Source organism: Aquabacter albus, assembly GCF_040049275.1.
GTDB lineage: Bacteria > Pseudomonadota > Alphaproteobacteria > Rhizobiales > Xanthobacteraceae > Aquabacter.
Map to the genome: position 1 here is coordinate 171,815 of NZ_JBDZDT010000004.1, position 16,521 is coordinate 188,335.

General features: G+C 68.1%; 15 protein-coding genes. 10 read left to right on the plus strand and 5 right to left on the minus strand.

Annotated elements, in window-relative coordinates:
- The first annotated feature begins 1 nt into the window (after position 1).
- The 3 genes from uca to ABLE91_RS10545 all read left to right on the plus strand — a co-directional run bounded on the left by uca (position 2) and on the right by ABLE91_RS10545 (position 5,293).
- On the plus strand, positions 2-3,544 hold the full coding sequence (uca, locus tag ABLE91_RS10535; protein WP_348930768.1) for an urea carboxylase: 3,543 nt from the start codon (positions 2-4) through the stop codon (positions 3,542-3,544).
- A 124-nt stretch (positions 3,545-3,668) separates the two neighbouring features.
- The gene (kdsA, locus tag ABLE91_RS10540; protein ID WP_348930769.1) at positions 3,669-4,562 is read left to right on the plus strand and encodes a 3-deoxy-8-phosphooctulonate synthase; all 894 of its coding nucleotides are present in this window, start codon (positions 3,669-3,671) and stop codon (positions 4,560-4,562) included.
- Entirely contained in the window at positions 4,559-5,293 is a 735-nt protein-coding gene (locus ABLE91_RS10545) for a 3-deoxy-manno-octulosonate cytidylyltransferase (RefSeq protein WP_348930770.1), read from the plus strand. Before kdsA ends, ABLE91_RS10545 begins: the two co-directional genes overlap by 4 nt.
- On the opposite strand, the gene lhpI is transcribed toward ABLE91_RS10545, so the two are convergent.
- Entirely contained in the window at positions 5,290-6,234 is a 945-nt protein-coding gene (gene lhpI / locus ABLE91_RS10550; protein ID WP_348930771.1) for a bifunctional Delta(1)-pyrroline-2-carboxylate/Delta(1)-piperideine-2-carboxylate reductase, read from the minus strand. The two genes, ABLE91_RS10545 and lhpI, sit on opposite strands and share 4 nt — an antisense overlap.
- A gap of 161 nt (positions 6,235-6,395) precedes the next feature.
- On the minus strand, positions 6,396-6,647 hold the full coding sequence (locus ABLE91_RS10555; RefSeq protein WP_348930772.1) for a GlsB/YeaQ/YmgE family stress response membrane protein: 252 nt from the start codon (positions 6,645-6,647) through the stop codon (positions 6,396-6,398).
- 202 nt (positions 6,648-6,849) lie between these two features.
- On the opposite strand from ABLE91_RS10555, the gene acuI reads away from it, so the two are divergent.
- The gene (gene acuI, locus ABLE91_RS10560) at positions 6,850-7,836 is read left to right on the plus strand and encodes an acrylyl-CoA reductase (NADPH) (protein WP_348930773.1); all 987 of its coding nucleotides are present in this window, start codon (positions 6,850-6,852) and stop codon (positions 7,834-7,836) included.
- A gap of 231 nt (positions 7,837-8,067) precedes the next feature.
- Here acuI and ABLE91_RS10565 read toward each other — a convergent pair whose 3' ends face one another.
- The 3 genes from ABLE91_RS10565 to ABLE91_RS10575 are packed head-to-tail and all read right to left on the minus strand — an operon-like array spanning position 8,068 to position 10,528.
- On the minus strand, positions 8,068-8,643 hold the full coding sequence (locus ABLE91_RS10565) for a UbiX family flavin prenyltransferase (protein WP_348930774.1): 576 nt from the start codon (positions 8,641-8,643) through the stop codon (positions 8,068-8,070).
- Positions 8,640-9,155 (minus strand): TIGR02444 family protein, encoded by a 516-nt coding sequence (locus tag ABLE91_RS10570; RefSeq protein WP_348930775.1) that lies wholly within the window; start codon positions 9,153-9,155, stop codon positions 8,640-8,642. Before ABLE91_RS10570 ends, ABLE91_RS10565 begins: the two co-directional genes overlap by 4 nt.
- Complete coding sequence (locus tag ABLE91_RS10575) at positions 9,155-10,528, minus strand: aminotransferase-like domain-containing protein (protein ID WP_348930776.1); 1,374 nt, start codon at positions 10,526-10,528, stop codon at positions 9,155-9,157. Before ABLE91_RS10575 ends, ABLE91_RS10570 begins: the two co-directional genes overlap by 1 nt.
- Positions 10,529-10,816: 288 nt before the next feature.
- Here ABLE91_RS10575 and ABLE91_RS10580 point away from each other — a divergent pair, with 288 nt between their 5' ends.
- Genes ABLE91_RS10580 through ABLE91_RS10605 form a run of 6 tightly spaced genes read left to right on the plus strand, consistent with a single transcriptional unit; the run spans position 10,817 to position 16,520 of the window.
- Positions 10,817-11,140, plus strand: a complete 324-nt coding sequence (locus ABLE91_RS10580; protein ID WP_348930777.1) for an NIPSNAP family protein — start codon at positions 10,817-10,819, stop codon at positions 11,138-11,140.
- A gap of 49 nt (positions 11,141-11,189) precedes the next feature.
- On the plus strand, positions 11,190-12,068 hold the full coding sequence (locus ABLE91_RS10585) for an FAD binding domain-containing protein (RefSeq protein WP_348930778.1): 879 nt from the start codon (positions 11,190-11,192) through the stop codon (positions 12,066-12,068).
- Positions 12,065-12,664, plus strand: coding sequence for a (2Fe-2S)-binding protein (locus tag ABLE91_RS10590; RefSeq protein ID WP_348930779.1), 600 nt, complete (start codon positions 12,065-12,067; stop codon positions 12,662-12,664). Before ABLE91_RS10585 ends, ABLE91_RS10590 begins: the two co-directional genes overlap by 4 nt.
- Positions 12,661-15,075, plus strand: a complete 2,415-nt coding sequence (locus ABLE91_RS10595) for a xanthine dehydrogenase family protein molybdopterin-binding subunit (RefSeq protein ID WP_348930780.1) — start codon at positions 12,661-12,663, stop codon at positions 15,073-15,075. The genes ABLE91_RS10590 and ABLE91_RS10595 overlap by 4 nt, the downstream gene beginning before the upstream one ends.
- Positions 15,072-16,037, plus strand: coding sequence for an amidohydrolase family protein (locus ABLE91_RS10600; RefSeq protein WP_348930781.1), 966 nt, complete (start codon positions 15,072-15,074; stop codon positions 16,035-16,037). Before ABLE91_RS10595 ends, ABLE91_RS10600 begins: the two co-directional genes overlap by 4 nt.
- A gap of 12 nt (positions 16,038-16,049) precedes the next feature.
- On the plus strand, positions 16,050-16,520 hold the full coding sequence (locus ABLE91_RS10605; protein WP_348930782.1) for an SRPBCC family protein: 471 nt from the start codon (positions 16,050-16,052) through the stop codon (positions 16,518-16,520).
- Position 16,521 lies beyond the last annotated feature (1 nt).

Genomic DNA, 16,521 nt, shown 5'->3' on the forward strand with positions numbered 1-16,521 from the left:
CATGTTCAAGAAGGTCCTGATCGCCAATCGCGGCGAGATCGCGCGCCGTGTCACGCGTACACTTCGTCGGCTTAATATCTCATCCGTCGCCGTCTATTCCGACGCCGACCGCTTCACCTTGCCAGTCCTCGAGGCCGACGAGGCGGTGCGCCTTGGCCCCGCGCCGGCAGCGGAGAGCTATCTGAACGTGGAGGCGGTGGTCGCCGCCTGCATCGCGACCGGAGCCGAGGCGGTGCATCCCGGCTACGGCTTCCTGTCGGAGAATGTGAAGTTCGCCGCTGCTTTGGCGGAAGCGGGTATCGTCTTTATCGGCCCGCGTCCGGAGCACCTCACCGCCTTCGGCCTGAAGCACACTGCGCGCGAGATTGCTGAAGCGAGTGGCGTGCCGCTGCTGCCCGGCACGGGCCTTCTTTCCAGCGCCGAGGCGGCATTGGAAGCGGCCGAGGCGGTGTCCTATCCCGTCATGCTCAAGAGCACGGCGGGGGGCGGCGGCATCGGCATGCAGCTATGTGCTTCGCCGGCTGAGCTTCAGGACACATTCGAGCGTGTCCAGCGCACCGCCCGCGCCTCGTTCGGCGATGCGCGCGTCTATCTGGAGCGCTTCGTGGCCGACGCCCGGCACGTGGAGGTGCAGATCTTCGGTGACGGCAAGGGGAGGGTGGTGGCGCTCGGTGAACGCGACTGCTCGCTCCAGCGGCGCAATCAGAAGGTCATCGAGGAAACCCCCGCGCCGCTCCTCTCGGAAACCACCCGTAGCCGGCTTCATGCGGCGGCGGTGCGGCTGGGAGAGAGCGTCTCCTACGCCTCCGCCGGCACGGTGGAGTTCATCTACGACCCGGCGCGGGAGGATTTCTATTTCCTGGAGGTCAATACCCGCCTCCAGGTGGAGCACCCCGTGACCGAGGCGGTGTTCGGCATCGACCTCGTGGAATGGATGATCCGCCAGGCGGCGGGCGAGGACGTGATCCCCGAAACCCCGCTGGTCCCCAAGGGCGCCGCCATGGAGGCGCGGGTCTATGCGGAAATCCCCCACGCCAATTTCCAGCCGAGCGCCGGCCTCCTCACCCAGGTCCGCTTCGCCCCGGACGCCCGCGTGGACACCTGGGTGGAGACCGGTACCGAGGTCACCCCCTATTATGACCCCATGATCGCTAAGGTGATCGTCTCCGGCGCCGACCGCCCCGCTGCCATCGCGGCGCTGAAGGCCGCGCTGGCGGAGACCTCCATCTGCGGCATCGAGACGAACCTTGCCTATCTCAACGCCATTGCGGGCTCGGACCTGCTCGCCTCCGGCAAGGTCGCGACCACGGCGCTGAAGGATTTCGCCTTCCACCCGCAGAGCGTGGAAGTGCTGAGCCCTGGTGCCCAGTCGAGCCTCCAGGAACTGCCGGGCCGGCTGAACCTCTGGCACGTGGGCGTGCCGCCGTCCGGCCCCATGGATGCCCGCTCCTTCGCCCGCGCCAATGCGCTGGTGGGCAATAAAGAGACGATCCCAGCCCTGGAGCTGACCGTCAACGGCCCGACCCTGCGCTTCCATGCGGACGCGACAGTGGCGCTGGCCGGTGCCCATATGCCAGCGACCCTCGACGGCGCGCCGGCGCCGCACGATGCGGGCTTTGAGGTGAAAGCGGGGCAGGTGCTGAGCATCGGTGCCATTTCCGGCCCCGGCCAGCGCACCTATCTGGCGGTGGGCGGCGGGTTCGAAGCGCCCGTGGTGCTGGGTTCACGCGCCACGTTCGCGCTCGGCCTGTTCGGCGGCCATGCCACCGGTACGCTGAAAGGCGGCGACACGCTCCATCTCACGCCGCCGGAAAAGCGCCCGCCTTTGCCGCGACAGGTGGGGGCGCCTGCCGCCGATCTGACGCGGGACTGGGAGATCGGCGTCCTCTACGGCCCCCATGGCGCGCCGGACTTCTTCCAGGACGCCGACATCGCGGACCTGTTCTCCGCCACCTATGAAGTCCATTTCAACAGCGCCCGAACCGGCGTGCGCCTCATGGGCCCGACGCCCCGCTGGGCGCGCACGGATGGCGGGGAGGCGGGGCTCCACCCCTCCAACCTCCACGACAATGCCTATGCGGTGGGCGCCATCGATTTTACCGGCGACATGCCCATCATCCTCGGCCCGGATGGTCCGAGCCTGGGCGGCTTCGTCTGCCCGGCGGTGATCGTTCGGGACGAGCAATGGAAGATGGGCCAGCTGAAGCCCGGCGATAAGGTCCGCTTCCACCCGGTGGCGCGGCCGGGCGACGCCGTGGCCGGGCCGTCCGTGAAGACGGTGCCGGACGCCGCCTCCCCCATCCTCTCCCGAAGGTCGGACGGGCCGGTGGAGGTGGTCTATCGCCGCCAGGGGGACGACAATCTCCTGGTGGAGTTCGGCGACATGAAGCTGGACATCGCGCTGCGCCTGCGCGCCCATCTCCTCGCCGAGGCGGTAGCGCAGGCGAAGCTGCCTGGCCTCATCGACCTAACCCCCGGCATCCGCTCGCTCCAGCTCCATTATGATGGGGAGCAGCTTCCCCGCGCCCGGCTGCTGGGCCTTCTGGACGAGATCGAGCGGTCGCTCCCCGCTGCCGAGGACGTGGTGGTACCGAGCCGCATCGTGCACCTGCCGCTCTCCTGGAACGACGAAGATGCGCAGCTTGCCATGCGCAAATATCAGGAGCTGGTGCGTCCCAACGCGCCCTGGTGCCCGTCCAATATCGAGTTCATCCGCCGCATCAACGGCTTGGCGGACGAGCAGGCGGTGCGCGATGTGGTGTTTGACGCGAGCTATCTCGTGCTCGGTCTCGGCGATGTCTATCTCGGCGCGCCGGTGGCGACCCCGGTGGACCCGCGCCACCGCCTCGTCACCACCAAGTACAATCCCGCCCGCACCTGGACGCCGGAGAACGCGGTCGGCATCGGCGGCGCCTATATGTGCATCTACGGCATGGAAGGGCCGGGCGGCTATCAGCTGTTCGGGCGCACCATCCAGGTCTGGAACACGTGGCGGACCACGCCCGTCTTCAGGCCCAGCACGCCCTGGCTCCTGCGCTTCTTCGATCAGGTGCGCTTCTTCCCCGTCGACCACAAGGAACTGACCGAGGCCCGCGCCGCCTTCCCGCACGGCGCCTATCCCGTGCGCATCGAGGAGACGCGCTTCTCCTATGCCGACTATGCGTCCGGCCTTGCCCGTGATGCAGCGGACATTTCCGCCTTCAAGAGAAGCCAGCAGGCTGCCTTCGAGGCGGAGCGGGCGCGCTGGAAGGCGGAAGGGCTGGACAGCTTCACCGTGGATGAAGGCGTGTTCGCCGGCGCCGATGGGGAGATCCCGGATGGCTGCTTTGGGGTCTCGGCCAATGTGCCGGGCAATGTGTGGAAGGTGATGGTGGCGGAGGATGCGATGGTAGCGCCTGGCGACACCATCGCCATCATCGAATCCATGAAGATGGAGATTTCCATCACCGCCCACGCGGCGGGCCGGGTGCGCGAATTGCGCATCCTGCCGGGCCGGACCGTGCGGACGGGGGATGTGGTGGCGGTGCTGGAGGCGGTGAAGTAGCCAGGGATTTCACCGTCCGAACACCTCTCAGGTCCGGGCGGAGCCCGGTCCTGAGAGTGACGCGGGTGGGACTTGCCCTTGTGGCGGGCGGCGCGTACGGGTGCGTGAAATATGCGAAAATCGCATGCTCCCATATGACGCCTCGGGCGCAACAAAGGCCCAAACCGTGACCCTTTCCCCCAATCCGACCGTCTCCGTCGGCCCCGTCCGCTTCGGCAACGATTTGCCTATCGCCGTCATCGCCGGCCCGTGCCAGCTCGAGAGCCGGGCCCATGCGCTGGAGGTGGCCTCCGCGCTGAAGGAGATCGCCGGGCGGCTCGGGTTCGGGCTGATCTACAAGACCTCCTTCGACAAGGCGAACCGCACCAGCGCCTCGGCGCATCGGGGGCTGGGGCTGGAGAAGTCGCTGCCCATCTTCGCGGAGATCCGCGAGACGCTGGGCCTGCCCGTGCTCACCGATGTGCACGACATCGCCCAGTGCGCGCCCGTGGGCGAGGTGGTGGACATCCTCCAGATCCCGGCTTTCCTCTGCCGCCAGACGGACCTGCTGCTCGCCGCCGCCGCCACCGGGCGCGTGGTGAACGTGAAGAAGGGCCAGTTCCTCGCCCCCTGGGACATGGAGAATGTGGTGGCGAAGCTCGTGGGGGCGGGAAACCCCAACGTGCTGCTCACGGACCGGGGAACCTCGTTCGGCTATAACACCCTCGTCACCGATTTCCGGGGCCTGCCCATCATGGCGCGCACCGGGGCGCCGATCATCTTCGATGCCACCCATTCGGTGCAGCAGCCGGGCGGGCAGGGCGCGTCCTCCGGCGGCCAGCGGGAGTTCGTGCCGGTGCTGTCGCGCGCGGCGGTGGCGGTGGGGGTCGCGGGCCTGTTCATCGAGACCCATCCGGACCCGGACCATGCCCCCTCCGACGGGCCGAACATGGTGCCCCTGAAGGAATTCGAGCCCATGATGCGCGACCTCGTCGCGCTGGATAAGCTCAGCAAGGCGCAGCTTTCGGGCGCAGCATGAAGCCCGTCATCCTCATTCCCGCCCGCATGGCGGCGACCCGCCTACCGGACAAGCCGCTGCTCGACATCCATGGCGAGCCCATGATCGTCGCAGTCTGGCGCCGCGCCATGGAGGCGGACGTGGCGCCGGTGTTCGTGGCTACCGACACGCCGGCCATCGCGGAGGCGGTGCGTGCGGCGGGCGGCGAGGCGGTGATGACCCGGCCGGACCATCCCTCCGGCTCCGACCGCATCTTCGAGGCGCTGACGACGCTCGACCCCGACCGACACTTCGATGCGGTGATCAACGTGCAGGGCGACCTGCCCACCGTGGCGCCCGACACCATCCGCGCCACCTGCATCCCGCTTCAGGACCCGGACGTCGCCATCGGAACGCCCGTGGCGGTGATCACACGGGAGGAGGAGAAGACCTCCTCCAGCGTGGTGAAAATGGTGGGCACGCCCCTCGGCGGTGGGCGGTTCCGGGCGCTCTATTTCACCCGCGCCACCGCGCCCTGGGGCGAGGGGCCGCTGTACCACCATATTGGCCTGTACGCCTGGCGCCGCGCGGCGCTGGAGCGCTTCGTCGCCCTGCCGCCTTCGCCGCTGGAACGGCGCGAGAAGCTGGAGCAGCTTCGCGCGCTGGAGGCGGGCATGCGCATCGACGCCATGGAGGTAGCCGAGGTGCCCCTCGGCGTGGACACGCCGGAGGATCTGGAGCGGGCGCGGGAGATGCTCTCCCGGGGCCTCTAAGCCGGCCCCGCTTTCATCACCATCATGGCCGCCGTCAGGTCCTCGATGGCGGCGCCCACCGACTTGAACAGGGTGATCTCCTCCGGCGAGGTGCGCCCCGGCACGCGGCCGGAGCAAAGATCGTGGAGGTCGCCGCGCAGGAGATTGGCCGACCAGGCGCCCGCGTGGGTGGCCTGGGTGAGGTCTCCCGCTTCCGCCAGCGCGCCGGCCCGCGTGTCCACATAGACCGCGCTTTTCGCCACCAGCGCATCGTCGCTCTCGCGCATGTCGGGCGTGAAGGCGCCGATGAGGTCCACATGGGTGCCGGGCCGCACGTGCGCGCCCGTGATGAGCGGGACGGTGGAGGTGGTGCCGCAGGTGATGATGTCCGCCTCCGCGGCTGCCGCAGCGATGTCGGTGACGGGCAGCGCCTCGACACTCCCGCTGCGCAGCTTCACGGCAAAGGCCTCGGCCTTCTCGGGGGATCGCCCATGAACCAGCACGCGGGTTATGGGCCGCACGGTGCAATGGGCCTGCGCTGCGTGGAAGGCCACATGGCCGTTGCCGATGACCAGCAGCGTCCGGCTCTCCGGCCGCGACAGGTAGGTGGAGGCGAGCGCCGAGGCGGCGCCGGTGCGCCTGTTGGTGAGGGCGTCCCCCGGCAGGATGGCCCGGGCCGTGCCGGTCTCGCCGTCGAACAGCACGTAGAGCGAGGAGACCGAGCCGAGGCCCCGCGCCGCATTGGCCGGGAAGATGGTGACGAGCTTGGTGCCCACCGCCTCGCCCCGCTTCCAGGCCGGCATGGTGAGCAGATGCCCCGGTGCCGCCTGCGTACCCACCTCGTAGGATTGCCGCACCGGCATCGGCTCGCCTTCGTCACGGAATGCGGCGCGCAGCGCTTCCACGAGACGCGGATAGTCGAGGGCGGCCTCAACCGCGTCGGCATCGAACAAGACTGTCATGAAGACCGCTCCCGGCGGAATGGGCGGCTGCCAGGATGGCGCGTGGCTCATCCGCCAGGCAAGGGCACATATGCGTGCCCCGGGCGGTCTTCCCCGCCGCCGGCCTTGCCACAAACGGCAAAACGGCCGGGACGAGCCCCGGCCGTGACGTCAGGCGGGGCTTACGCGCGGCGTGCGAGCTGGCCCCAGGCGATCAGGATGATGATGGCACCGACGATGGCGCCGATGAAGCCCGCCCCCTGGCCGGCCTGGTACCAGCCGATGGCCTGGCCGAGATAGGTCGCAACCAGTGCGCCCACGATGCCGAGCACGGTGGTGAGCACGAAACCTTTCGGCTCATTGGGGCCGGAATAGAGGAACTTGGCCACGATGCCAGCCAGGAACCCGATGATGATGGTCCAGATAATGCCCATGATCGCCTCCCTCGCATGATCCTAGCAGAGAACGGCAAAGGTTGCGCTGGGTTCCTGCTGGCCGCGCGGGAACTTTGTCCCTCGATAACCCGTCGCAGCGACATTGAGCGATTTGTAAAACAAATAGGTTGCTTTGAGATTGGGCTTCTGAGACGAAGGATCGGGGAGGGACGCCTGTGTCCACTCGAACGAGGAACAAAACATGAGCAGCGAAACGTTTCGCGCCATCATGGCCAGGAAGACGGATGGCGGGCAGTCCATCGCCCTGGAGACCATCACGCAGGCCGACCTGCCGGAGGCCGACGTGACCGTCGACGTGGAATATTCCTCCTTCAATTATAAGGACGGGCTGGCGCTGAAGGGGCTCGGCCGCATCCTGCGCGCGCTCCCCATGGTGCCCGGCATCGACTTCGCCGGCACGGTGCGGACGAGCGCCAACCCCGCCTTCAAGCCCGGCGACAAGGTGGTGCTCACCGGCTGGGGCGTGGGCGAGAACTGGTCGGGCGGGTTCGCCGAGCGGGCGCGGGTGAAGAGCGAATGGCTTGTGAAGCTGCCGGAGGGCCTCTCCGCGCGCCACGCCATGACGCTGGGCACGGCGGGCCTCACCGCCATGCTCTGCGTGAACGCGCTGGAGCGCTACGGCATCAAGGCCGGCGGCGAGGTGCTGGTGACGGGTGCGGCCGGCGGCGTCGGCAGCGTGGCCGTGACGCTGCTTGCCCGTCTCGGCTACAAGGTCAGCGCTCTCACCGGGCGGCGGAGCGAAGAGGATTATCTGCGGTCCCTGGGCGCCGCAGAGATCATCGACCGGCAAACCTACGAGGCACCCGGAAAGCCGCTGCAGAGCGAGCGCTGGAGCGGCGCCGTGGACACGGTGGGCGGGCCCATCCTCGCCAATGTCATCGCCTCCACGGTCTATGGTGGTGCGGTCGCGGCCTGCGGACTTGCGGGCAGCACGGAGCTTCCGGCCACCGTCTTCCCCTTCATCCTGCGGAATGTCGCGCTGCTGGGGGTGGATTCGGTGAACTGCCCCACGGCGACCCGCACGGAAGCATGGGCGCGTGTCGCGCAGCTCCTCAAGCCGCAGGATTTCGACCGTGTCACCAATGAGGTGAAGCTGGAGGACCTGCCGGCGCTGGCGGACGACATCCTCAAAGGTCAGGTGCGCGGGCGCACCATCGTCGCCATCTGATGGTGCCTTTGGCCTGATCAGTGAGCGTCATGGCCGGGCTTGTCCCGGCCATCCACGGGGCTCCGCCAGGTGCGCACTCAAAGGAGAGGTGTGGATGCCCGGGCCAAGCCCGGGCATGACGGGTGCCAAGGGCGGAAAGCGCCCATCATTATTGAATGTCGATGCAGCCTAACCCTTTCCCCGCGATCGGGAGAGGGAGGCCTCGCGCCCAAGCCCGGGGAGCACGGCCCTTCAGTCGGCCCCCGTCTCGTCCTTCCAGCGCTTGGTCATCTTGAGGCGGATGTCGAACAGGTCGAGCGCACGGGCCACCGTCTGGTTGACCACGTCGTCCAGGGTCTCCGGGCGGTGATAGAAGGCCGGCACGGGCGGCATGATGATGGCGCCGTTCTGCGTCGCCTGCGCCATCAGCGCGATATGGCCGGCATGGAACGGCGTCTCGCGCAGCAGCAGCACCACGCGGCGCCGCTCCTTCAGGCACACGTCGGCGGCGCGCACGGTCAGCTCGTCATTGTAGCAATGGGCGATGCCGCTCAGCGTCTTGATGGAGCAGGGCGCCACCAGCATGCCGGCGGTGATGAAGGAGCCGGAGGAAAGCGCCGCGCCGATATCCTTGGGGTTATAGACCTCGTCCGCGAGCGCGCGCACCTCTTCCGGCCTGTGGTCGGTCTCCTCGGTGATGGTCCGAAGGCCCGAGGGGGTGAGGATGAGATGGGTCTCCACATCCTCCACGTCCTTCAGGAGCTGGAGGGCGCGGATGCCGTAGATGGCGCCGGACGCACCGGTGATGGCGATGATGAGGCGCCTCATAAGGCGGTCTCGGCGGCGGCGCGGGCGATTATCTCCACGGCGTCTTTCTCTTCGGTCTCAGGCGCGCGGCCGGCGGCCGCTTCCACAACGGCTAGCATGCCGAGGGCCGCCATGTCCTGCGGCGTCCCCGTGCCGGATTGTGATCCGAGGTGCAGGCCAAGGGCGCCCAGTTCCTCCAGTTCGATGATCTCCGCGGAGATCTCCAGGGCCTGGAGCCTGACACGCAACATCCCGGTGGCCTCGGAAGGGGCGGGGAGGGGGCCGGTCTTCAGGCGGCGGCGCACGGCGCGCAGCGGGCGCACGATCTCCTTGTGCCAGTCGGAGATAAGGGATTGGGCCTGCGCCACCTCCTCCGCACCGAGGGCACGCCCGCGAGCGGCGCCCATCCAGGCGGCGAAGAGGAGAATGTTCACGTCGAGCCCGGTGCGCTCCTGGAGCGTAAGGCAGGCGGCGGAGACGCCCTCGCCGCCATAGAGCGCCAGGGCGTAGTCTTTCAGCGTGTCGGTGTGCATCAGACGAACGAGATGGCTTCGGCGCGCTCCAGGATGGAGCGCAATTCCACCAGGGCCCGCTCCAGCTCGGCTTCGCTCGCCGCCGCGCCGAGGCACAGGCGCACGCCACGGCTCGTCGGGTCGTGGGGATGCAGCGCGCCGGGCGGGGCGAGGGTGATGCCGGCCTGCGCCGCCTGGGCTATGAGCGCGGTGAGCGTCCGGCCCATGGGCAGAGCCAGCCACACATGGAAGCAGGGCGGGCCGTTGCGCACGGGCAGCCAGTCCTTCAGCACGCGCCGCACCACCTCGTCGCGCTGGGCGGCCTTCTCGCGCTTCAGCATGACTTGCCGCGCGAGCCCGCCATTCTGGATCAGCCGCGAGACCGTCTCCGCCATGGTGGGCACTGCCATCCAGCCGGTGGCGCGCAGGCCGTTGATGCAGCGGTCGCGGAAACTGTCCGGCGCGATCATGGCGCCGATGCGCAGGCCCGGCGCGAGGCATTTCGCGAGGCTCACCGCATAGAAGGAGCGCTCAGGCACGAGGGCGGAGAGGGGGCGCAGCGGCACGGGGAGGAGGAAGGCGTAGGCGTCGTCCTCAAGCAGATACGCATTGTGCTCGCGCAGGATGTCGGCGATGGCGAGCCGGCGCTCCTGGGGCATCAGGGCGCCGGTGGGCGTCTGGAGCGTCGGCATGCAATAGAGCACTCGCGCGCCGGTCTCGCGGAAGGCGCGGTCGAGCGCCTCGGGCCGCAGCCCTTCCGCATCCATGGCGACGCCATGCAGGCGGTAGCCGTGCTGGGCGGAGAGGGCGAGCATGCCCGAATAGGTCAATGTCTCGGTCAGTACGGGATCGCCCGGCGCGGCCACCATGCCGAGCGCGATGGACAAGGCGTGCTGGGCGCCGTGGGTGATGAACAGGCGGTCCGGGTCCGCCGCCATGCCGTGGATGGCGAGCCAGGAGGCGATGGCCTCGCGATGGTCGCGCCGGCCCTGGTGCGGCAGGTAGCCGAGCAGGCCCTCCATCTCCCCGTCCGCGACGATCTCCGCCAGGGTCGCCGCGATCACGTCCGCCTCGCCGGTGGAGGGCGGGACGTTCAAGGCGAGATTGATGGAATGGCCGCCATTGCGCTCATCGCCGCGCGATGCCGCCTTACGGCGCAGGACGAAGGTGCCGCGCCCGACCTCGCCCGAGATGAGCCCGCGCTGCTCGGCCTCCGCATAGGCCTTGGAGACCGTGCCGACACTAATGCCCAGCCGCTCGGCCATGTCGCGCTGGGGGAGAAGGCGCGTGCCCGGCTTCACCCGCCCGGAGGCGATGTCCTCCTCGAGCTGGTCGACGATGGCCACGTAGCGCGGCCCGCGTTGGGTAGAGAGCGATGGGACCCAGTCGGTCATTGATTCACCTGGCTAATGACTAAGCGAATAGTTCAATCTGCAAATTGATGCAATATGGCTCGGCGAAATGGCGTGGTTTGTTCACCGAAGGCGTCAGTTGAGAGGCAAAAATCGCTCAATAATGGCTCATTTTAGGTGCGATGCAGCATGAATCCTTTGCATTGCATCATAATATATAAGTCAAATTACAGAATTGCTTTATCTCAATGATTGACTCGGCGCGTTTTGAACTTGTATCGTCCTAATCAATGATGGCGGCGCTCGACGTCGCCCAACCGGGAGCGTTCCATGCTGTATGAGATCCGGATCTATCAGGCGGCGGAGGGGCGCGCGGACGCCATGCGCCAGCGCTTCCTGAAGGAAGTGGTGCCCCGCCTGCCCAAGCATGGAATCGAGCTCGTCGGCGTCTTCACGGCCCCCGAGGAAGACGGCAAGATGACCTACATCACCCGCTTCAAGGACGAGACCTCCCGCGCGGCGGGATGGGCCGCGTTCGGCGCCGATCCCGACTGGAAGACCGTGAAGACCGCCTCCGAGGTGAACGGCCCCCTCCTCGCCTCCCAGACCGTCTCGGTCCTCTCTCCCGCGGCCGCCGGCCTCCTGCTCGGCTGACCGCGCGGCGGCCCGTGCAGGGGCCGCCGCTCCCCTTCAGGAACTCGCGATGAAACCGGCCCCCTTTCGTTATGTCCGGCCAGCGACGCTGAGCGAAGCGTGCGCCGCCCTCGCGGCGGACGAGGATGCGCGCATCATCGCCGGCGGGCAGACCCTCGTGCCCATGCTGGCCATGCGCCTCGCGCGGCCGACGACATTGGTGGACATTTCCCGCCTTCCCGGCCTCTCCGGCATCGCCCGCGAGGAGGATGCGTTGGTGATCGGCGCCACCACCCGCCAGGTGCTGGCGGAGCGCTCGGCCCTCGTGGCCAGCGACCTGCCGCTGCTCGCCGCCGCGCTTCCGTGGGTGGGCCATCCCCCGACTCGCAATCGCGGCACCGTGGGCGGCTCGTGCGCCAATGCGGACCCCTCCGCCGAGATCCCGCTCGTCGCCGTCACCCTGGAGGCGGAGATGGTGATCGAGGACGAGGGTGGCCCCATGCCCATGCCGGCGGACGATTTCTTCATCGGCCCTATGCTCACCTCCGTGCCACCCACCGGCATTCTTACCGCTGTGCGCTTCCCAGTGTGGGACGATGCGCGGGTGGGCGTCGCCTTCCACGAGATCAGCGCCCGCAAGTCCGACTTCGCCTTCGTCTCCGCCGCCGCCCAGGTGGCGATCGATGAAGAGGGGCGCTGCGTGAAGCTGGCCCTCGGCATCGGCGGCGTGGGCGACCGGCCCGTGAAGCTCGATGTCTCCCGGCTTGTCGGCACACAGCTCGATGCCGCCGCGGTCGCGGATGCCGTCCGCGAGGCCACCTCGGTCCTGGAGGCCACCAGCGACCTCCATGCCAGCGCCGATTATCGCCGCCGCGTCGCCTCCGTGCTCGGCGCGCGGGCGGTGAGTGATGCGCTGGCCGATGCTCAAGTGAAGGGAAGCGGCCGATGAAGGTCGAACTTCGCGTCAACCAGACGCTGCGCGTGGCGGATGTGGAGGAGCGCAAGACGCTGCTCGACACCCTGCGCGAAGACTTCAAGCTCACCGGCGCCCATGCCGGCTGCGAGCACGGCGTGTGCGGCGCCTGCACCGTGCTGGTGGACGGCGCGCCGGTGCGCTCCTGCCTGATGTTCGCCTGCCAGGCGGACGGCTACGAGATCACCACCATTGAGGGCCTCGCGCCTGCGCCCGGTGAATTGTCGGTCATCCAGGACGCGTTCTGCGAGACCCACGGCATGCAGTGCGGCTTCTGCACGCCGGGCATGATCCTCTCGGCTCACGCCCTGCTGGAACGCGAGGACAGCCCGACCCGCGAGGACATCGTCGAGGCCATCTCCGGCAATATCTGCCGCTGTACCGGCTACGGCCAGATTATCGAGGCCGTGGAGTTCGCCGCCGATCGCCTGCGCAAGGCCAACACGCCGCGCGGCATCCCGGCGCCGCACATCGGCGCACCCCGCATCGATCCCGAAGCCGGCCATGATGCGCCCGAGGAAGGCATCCTCGAAGCTGCCGCCGCCGACATGCCGCACGGGGGCAAGCCATGAGCGCCAAGCCGTCACAATTCCGCTTCGTCTCCTCCAACCGCCGGGTCCGTGAGGACCGCCGCTTCGTCGCCGGCCATGGCCGCTATGTGGCGGATGTGGTGGTGGAAGGCATGCTGCACGTAGCGCTGGTGCCCTCGCGCTACCCCGCCGCGCGCATCATCTCCATCGACGGCGCGGCCGCGCTCGCCATGCCCGGCGTGCACTATGTGCTCACCGGCGAGGAGCTTGCCGGCGGCGTCGACCAGCTCATGAACGGCCTCGAGACGCCGAACGTGAAGCGCTATCCGCTGGCGGTGGGCCACACCCGCTATGCCGGCGAATGGATCGCCGCCGTGGTGGCCGACACCCGCGCTTTGGCCGAGGACGCCGCCGAGAAGGTGCGCGTGGAGTACGAGGTCCTTCCTTACCTGACCAAGGCGGAGGAAGCGCTCGACCCGTCGAGCCCGCCGGTGCATCCCGCGCATGGCTCCAACGTGCTGCTGGACAAGCAGTTCGTGTGGGGCGAGGTGGACAAGCACTTCGCCGAGAGCCCGCGTCATCTCTCCTTCCGCGTCACCTGGGGCCGCAATTCCACGGTGCCCATCGAGACGTTCGGCGTGACGGCCTCCTGGGACCCGTGGCGCGAAATGCTGGATGTCTGGGCGTCCATCCAGATGCCCAAATATTCCGACCAGATCTCCCGGGCCCTGCGCATCCCCACCAATTCGGTGCGCGTCCACCAGGATGTGGATGTGGGCGGCTCCTATGGCGTGAAGCGCGGCATCAAGCACACCGTGCTCGTCTCCTACCTCTCCCGCCGCCTCAACCGGCCCGTCAGGTTGCTGGAGGACCGGCTGGAGAACATGCGCTCGGGCGATGCCCATGGGCCGGAGCGCATCTTCGACGTGGACATCGCCTTCAATGATGAAGGCATCGTCAAGTCCATGAAGATGCGGGCGCTGGACAATGCGGGCGCCTATGCGGGCCGCGCGCCGTTCCAGCTCGGCAAGCCCATCGGCGCCATTGTCGGGCCGTACAAGATCGAGAGCGTCGCCTACCGCGCCCAGTCGGTGACCACCAACAAGGCGGTGCAGGAGGCGGTGCGGGGCTTCGGCCAGTCGCCGACCAATTATGCCATCGAGACCGCCATCAACAAGGTGGCGCAGGCCTGCGGGCTCGACCCGGTGGAAGTGCGTCGGCGCAACTTCATCCGCAAGGAGGAGTTCCCCTACCTCATCCCCTCGGGCACCCATTACGACAGCGGCGACTACCACACCGTGGCCGACAAGGTGATGGCCCATGTGGACTACGACGCCCTGAAGGCGGAGCGGGACCGGCTGCGTGCCTCCGGAATGCTGGCGGGCATCGGCATCGCCGCCTGCCTGGAGCCGTCGGGCGGCAATTCCTCGTTCGAGCCCCTGCTCAACGAGAAGAACACCACCACTACCTGGATGGATTCCGCCCGCATCAATGTGGATGGGCCGGGCTTCGTCACGGTGACCATCCACACCACCTCCTCCGGCCAGGGCCACGAGACCCTCGCCGCGACGGTGGTGGCGGAAGTGCTCCAGATCGATCCGGACCGCATCCGCGTGGTGCGCCCGGACACGCTGGCGAGCCTGCCCTCCAACTCGCCCGTGGGCAGCCGCATGGCCATCATGCTCGGCGGCGCGTGCTTCCACGCGGCGGAGAAGCTGAAGGCGAAGTTCATCAAGATTGGCGCCCACCAACTTGGCGTCGCCCCTGAGGATGCCACCTACGACACCGGCGCGGTGATCGATGTGGCGGGCGGCAAGCGCATCGAGTGGGCGGACCTCGTCAATCTCGCCCACCGCCAGTTCCACCTCCTGCCCCCCGACACCGAGCCGGGGCTGGAAGTCACCCACGTGATGCAGGTGCCCACCGGCACCAAGCTGCCCGAGAACGGCCGGGTGCAGATGTATCCCTGCCACTCGTTCGAGTTCCATTGCGTGCTGGTGGCGCTCGACCCGGACATCGGCAAGCCGGAGATCCGCCGCTACGTGATCGGCCACGATTGCGGCACGGTGATCAACCCGCACATCGTGAAGGGCATGACGCTGGGCGGCATCGCCCACGGCATCGGCGCGACGCTGCTGGAAGAGTTCGTCTATGACGACGAAGGCCAGATGCTCACCCAGAGCTTCATGGACTATCTCCTGCCATCTTCCCACGAGGTGCCGGAGGTGGAGATCGTCCATCACGTGACGCCCTCGCCCTTCACGGTCTTCGGTCAGAAGGGCTCCGGCGAGAGCGGCTATCTCGGCGCGCCGGCGGCCGTCTCCGGCGCCATCAACGATGCGGTGGCCGATCTCGGCATCACCTTCGACAAGCTCCCCATCCGCATCTACGCCATCAGCGACGCGGTCGCGGCCGCGCGCGCCAAGTTGAACCAAGAGAAGCAAAGCGCATGATCATCGACGCCCACGCCCATCTCGTTCCGCCGACCCTGGTCGATGCGATCAAGTCGCAGGCCGGCAAGTTCCCGTCCGTGCGCATCACGGAAGAAGGTGGCTTCGCCTTCTCCGGCGGCAAGCCGACCCGTCCGGTGTCGAAGGGCCTCAGCGATCTGCCTGCGCGCCTGAAATGGATGGACGAGAACAAGATCGACCGGCAGATCGTCGGCGGCTGGCTGGACATTTTCGGCAACGATCTGCCGGTGGAAGAGGGCATTGCCTGGGCGCGGCTCTATAACGAGCACATGCTCGCCACGTCCAAGGCCGAGCCGCGTCTCATCCCGCTCTGCCTCGTGCCGCTGCAGGACGGCGCCCGCGCGGCGGAAGTGCTGCGTGAGGCTCATGGCCAGGGCTTCAAGGGCACCATGATCGGCACCCAGCCCAACGGCAAGGGCGGCGTCCTCGACGATCCGAGCCTGATCCCCTTCTGGGAGGCGGCGGACGAGCTCGGCATGAGCGTCGCCATCCACCCCGTGTTCGAGAGCGGCGATGACCGCGTGCACGATTACGGCATGGCGAATGCGGTGGGCCGCGTCACCGACATGATGATCGCCTTCGCGCGCCTGATCTATTCCGGCCACGTCACCCGTTTCTCCCGCGCGAAGATTGTGGCGGGCATCGGCGGCGCCGCGCTGCCTTACGTGATCGGCCGCCTGCGGACGAATTACGGCCTCGACAAGAAGCTGGGCGACCCCGACGCGGCGCTCGCCACGCTCTATTACGACACCATCGTCCAGGACACCCGCACGCTGCGCTATCTCGCCGACATCGTCGGCGCGGACCGCATCATGATGGGCTCGGACATGCCGTTCCCCATCGGCGATCTCGTGCCCGCCAAGATCGTCGCCGAGACGAATTTCACCGACGCAGAGCGCGCCTCCATCAATGGCGGGCTCGCCCAGCGCCTTCTGGACCTGTGAGGAGCTGACCCCATGAAGCTCGATATCGCCGGAAGCGAGACCATCCAGACCGACGTGGAGAGCCTGTGGACGGCGCTCAACGATCCCGCCGTGCTCACCCGCTGCATCCCCGGCTGCAAGGCCATGACCGAGACCGGCCCCGACGCCTACAAGGTCGACATGCAGCTGCGCGTCGCGGCGGTGGGCGGCTCGTTCGAAGGCGAGATCGCGCTCTCCGACAAGCAGCCCCCGCGCACCTGCCACATCAGCGTGTCGGGCGCGGGTTCGCTGGGCCACGGCAATGGCTCGGCGAAGTTCGAGATCATCCCGCAGGAGGCCGGCGGATGCCTGCTCGCCTATGAGGGCGTGGGCGAAGTGGGCGGCCTCGTGGCCGGCGTCGGCCAGCGCATCCTCGGCAGCGTGTCGAAGCACCTGATCGGGCGCTTCTTCACGGCGCTGCGGAAGGAATTCGAGACCGGCCAGGCCCTCGGGGCAGCGGAGTAAT

Coding starts and splice junctions, on each gene's coding strand:
- ABLE91_RS10605 (WP_348930782.1), top strand. CDS start 16,050: ATGAAGCTCGATATCGCCGGAAGCGAGACCATCCAGACCGACGTGGAG.
- ABLE91_RS10545 (WP_348930770.1), top strand. CDS start 4,559: ATGAAGCCCGTCATCCTCATTCCCGCCCGCATGGCGGCGACCCGCCTA.
- ABLE91_RS10585 (WP_348930778.1), top strand. CDS start 11,190: ATGAAACCGGCCCCCTTTCGTTATGTCCGGCCAGCGACGCTGAGCGAA.
- uca (WP_348930768.1), top strand. CDS start 2: ATGTTCAAGAAGGTCCTGATCGCCAATCGCGGCGAGATCGCGCGCCGT.
- ABLE91_RS10570 (WP_348930775.1), bottom strand. CDS start 9,155: ATGCACACCGACACGCTGAAAGACTACGCCCTGGCGCTCTATGGCGGC.
- ABLE91_RS10555 (WP_348930772.1), bottom strand. CDS start 6,647: ATGGGCATTATCTGGACCATCATCATCGGGTTCCTGGCTGGCATCGTG.
- ABLE91_RS10595 (WP_348930780.1), top strand. CDS start 12,661: ATGAGCGCCAAGCCGTCACAATTCCGCTTCGTCTCCTCCAACCGCCGG.
- ABLE91_RS10565 (WP_348930774.1), bottom strand. CDS start 8,643: ATGAGGCGCCTCATCATCGCCATCACCGGTGCGTCCGGCGCCATCTAC.
- ABLE91_RS10575 (WP_348930776.1), bottom strand. CDS start 10,528: ATGACCGACTGGGTCCCATCGCTCTCTACCCAACGCGGGCCGCGCTAC.
- acuI (WP_348930773.1), top strand. CDS start 6,850: ATGAGCAGCGAAACGTTTCGCGCCATCATGGCCAGGAAGACGGATGGC.
- ABLE91_RS10590 (WP_348930779.1), top strand. CDS start 12,065: ATGAAGGTCGAACTTCGCGTCAACCAGACGCTGCGCGTGGCGGATGTG.
- ABLE91_RS10580 (WP_348930777.1), top strand. CDS start 10,817: ATGCTGTATGAGATCCGGATCTATCAGGCGGCGGAGGGGCGCGCGGAC.
- lhpI (WP_348930771.1), bottom strand. CDS start 6,234: ATGACAGTCTTGTTCGATGCCGACGCGGTTGAGGCCGCCCTCGACTAT.
- kdsA (WP_348930769.1), top strand. CDS start 3,669: ATGCTCCCATATGACGCCTCGGGCGCAACAAAGGCCCAAACCGTGACC.
- ABLE91_RS10600 (WP_348930781.1), top strand. CDS start 15,072: ATGATCATCGACGCCCACGCCCATCTCGTTCCGCCGACCCTGGTCGAT.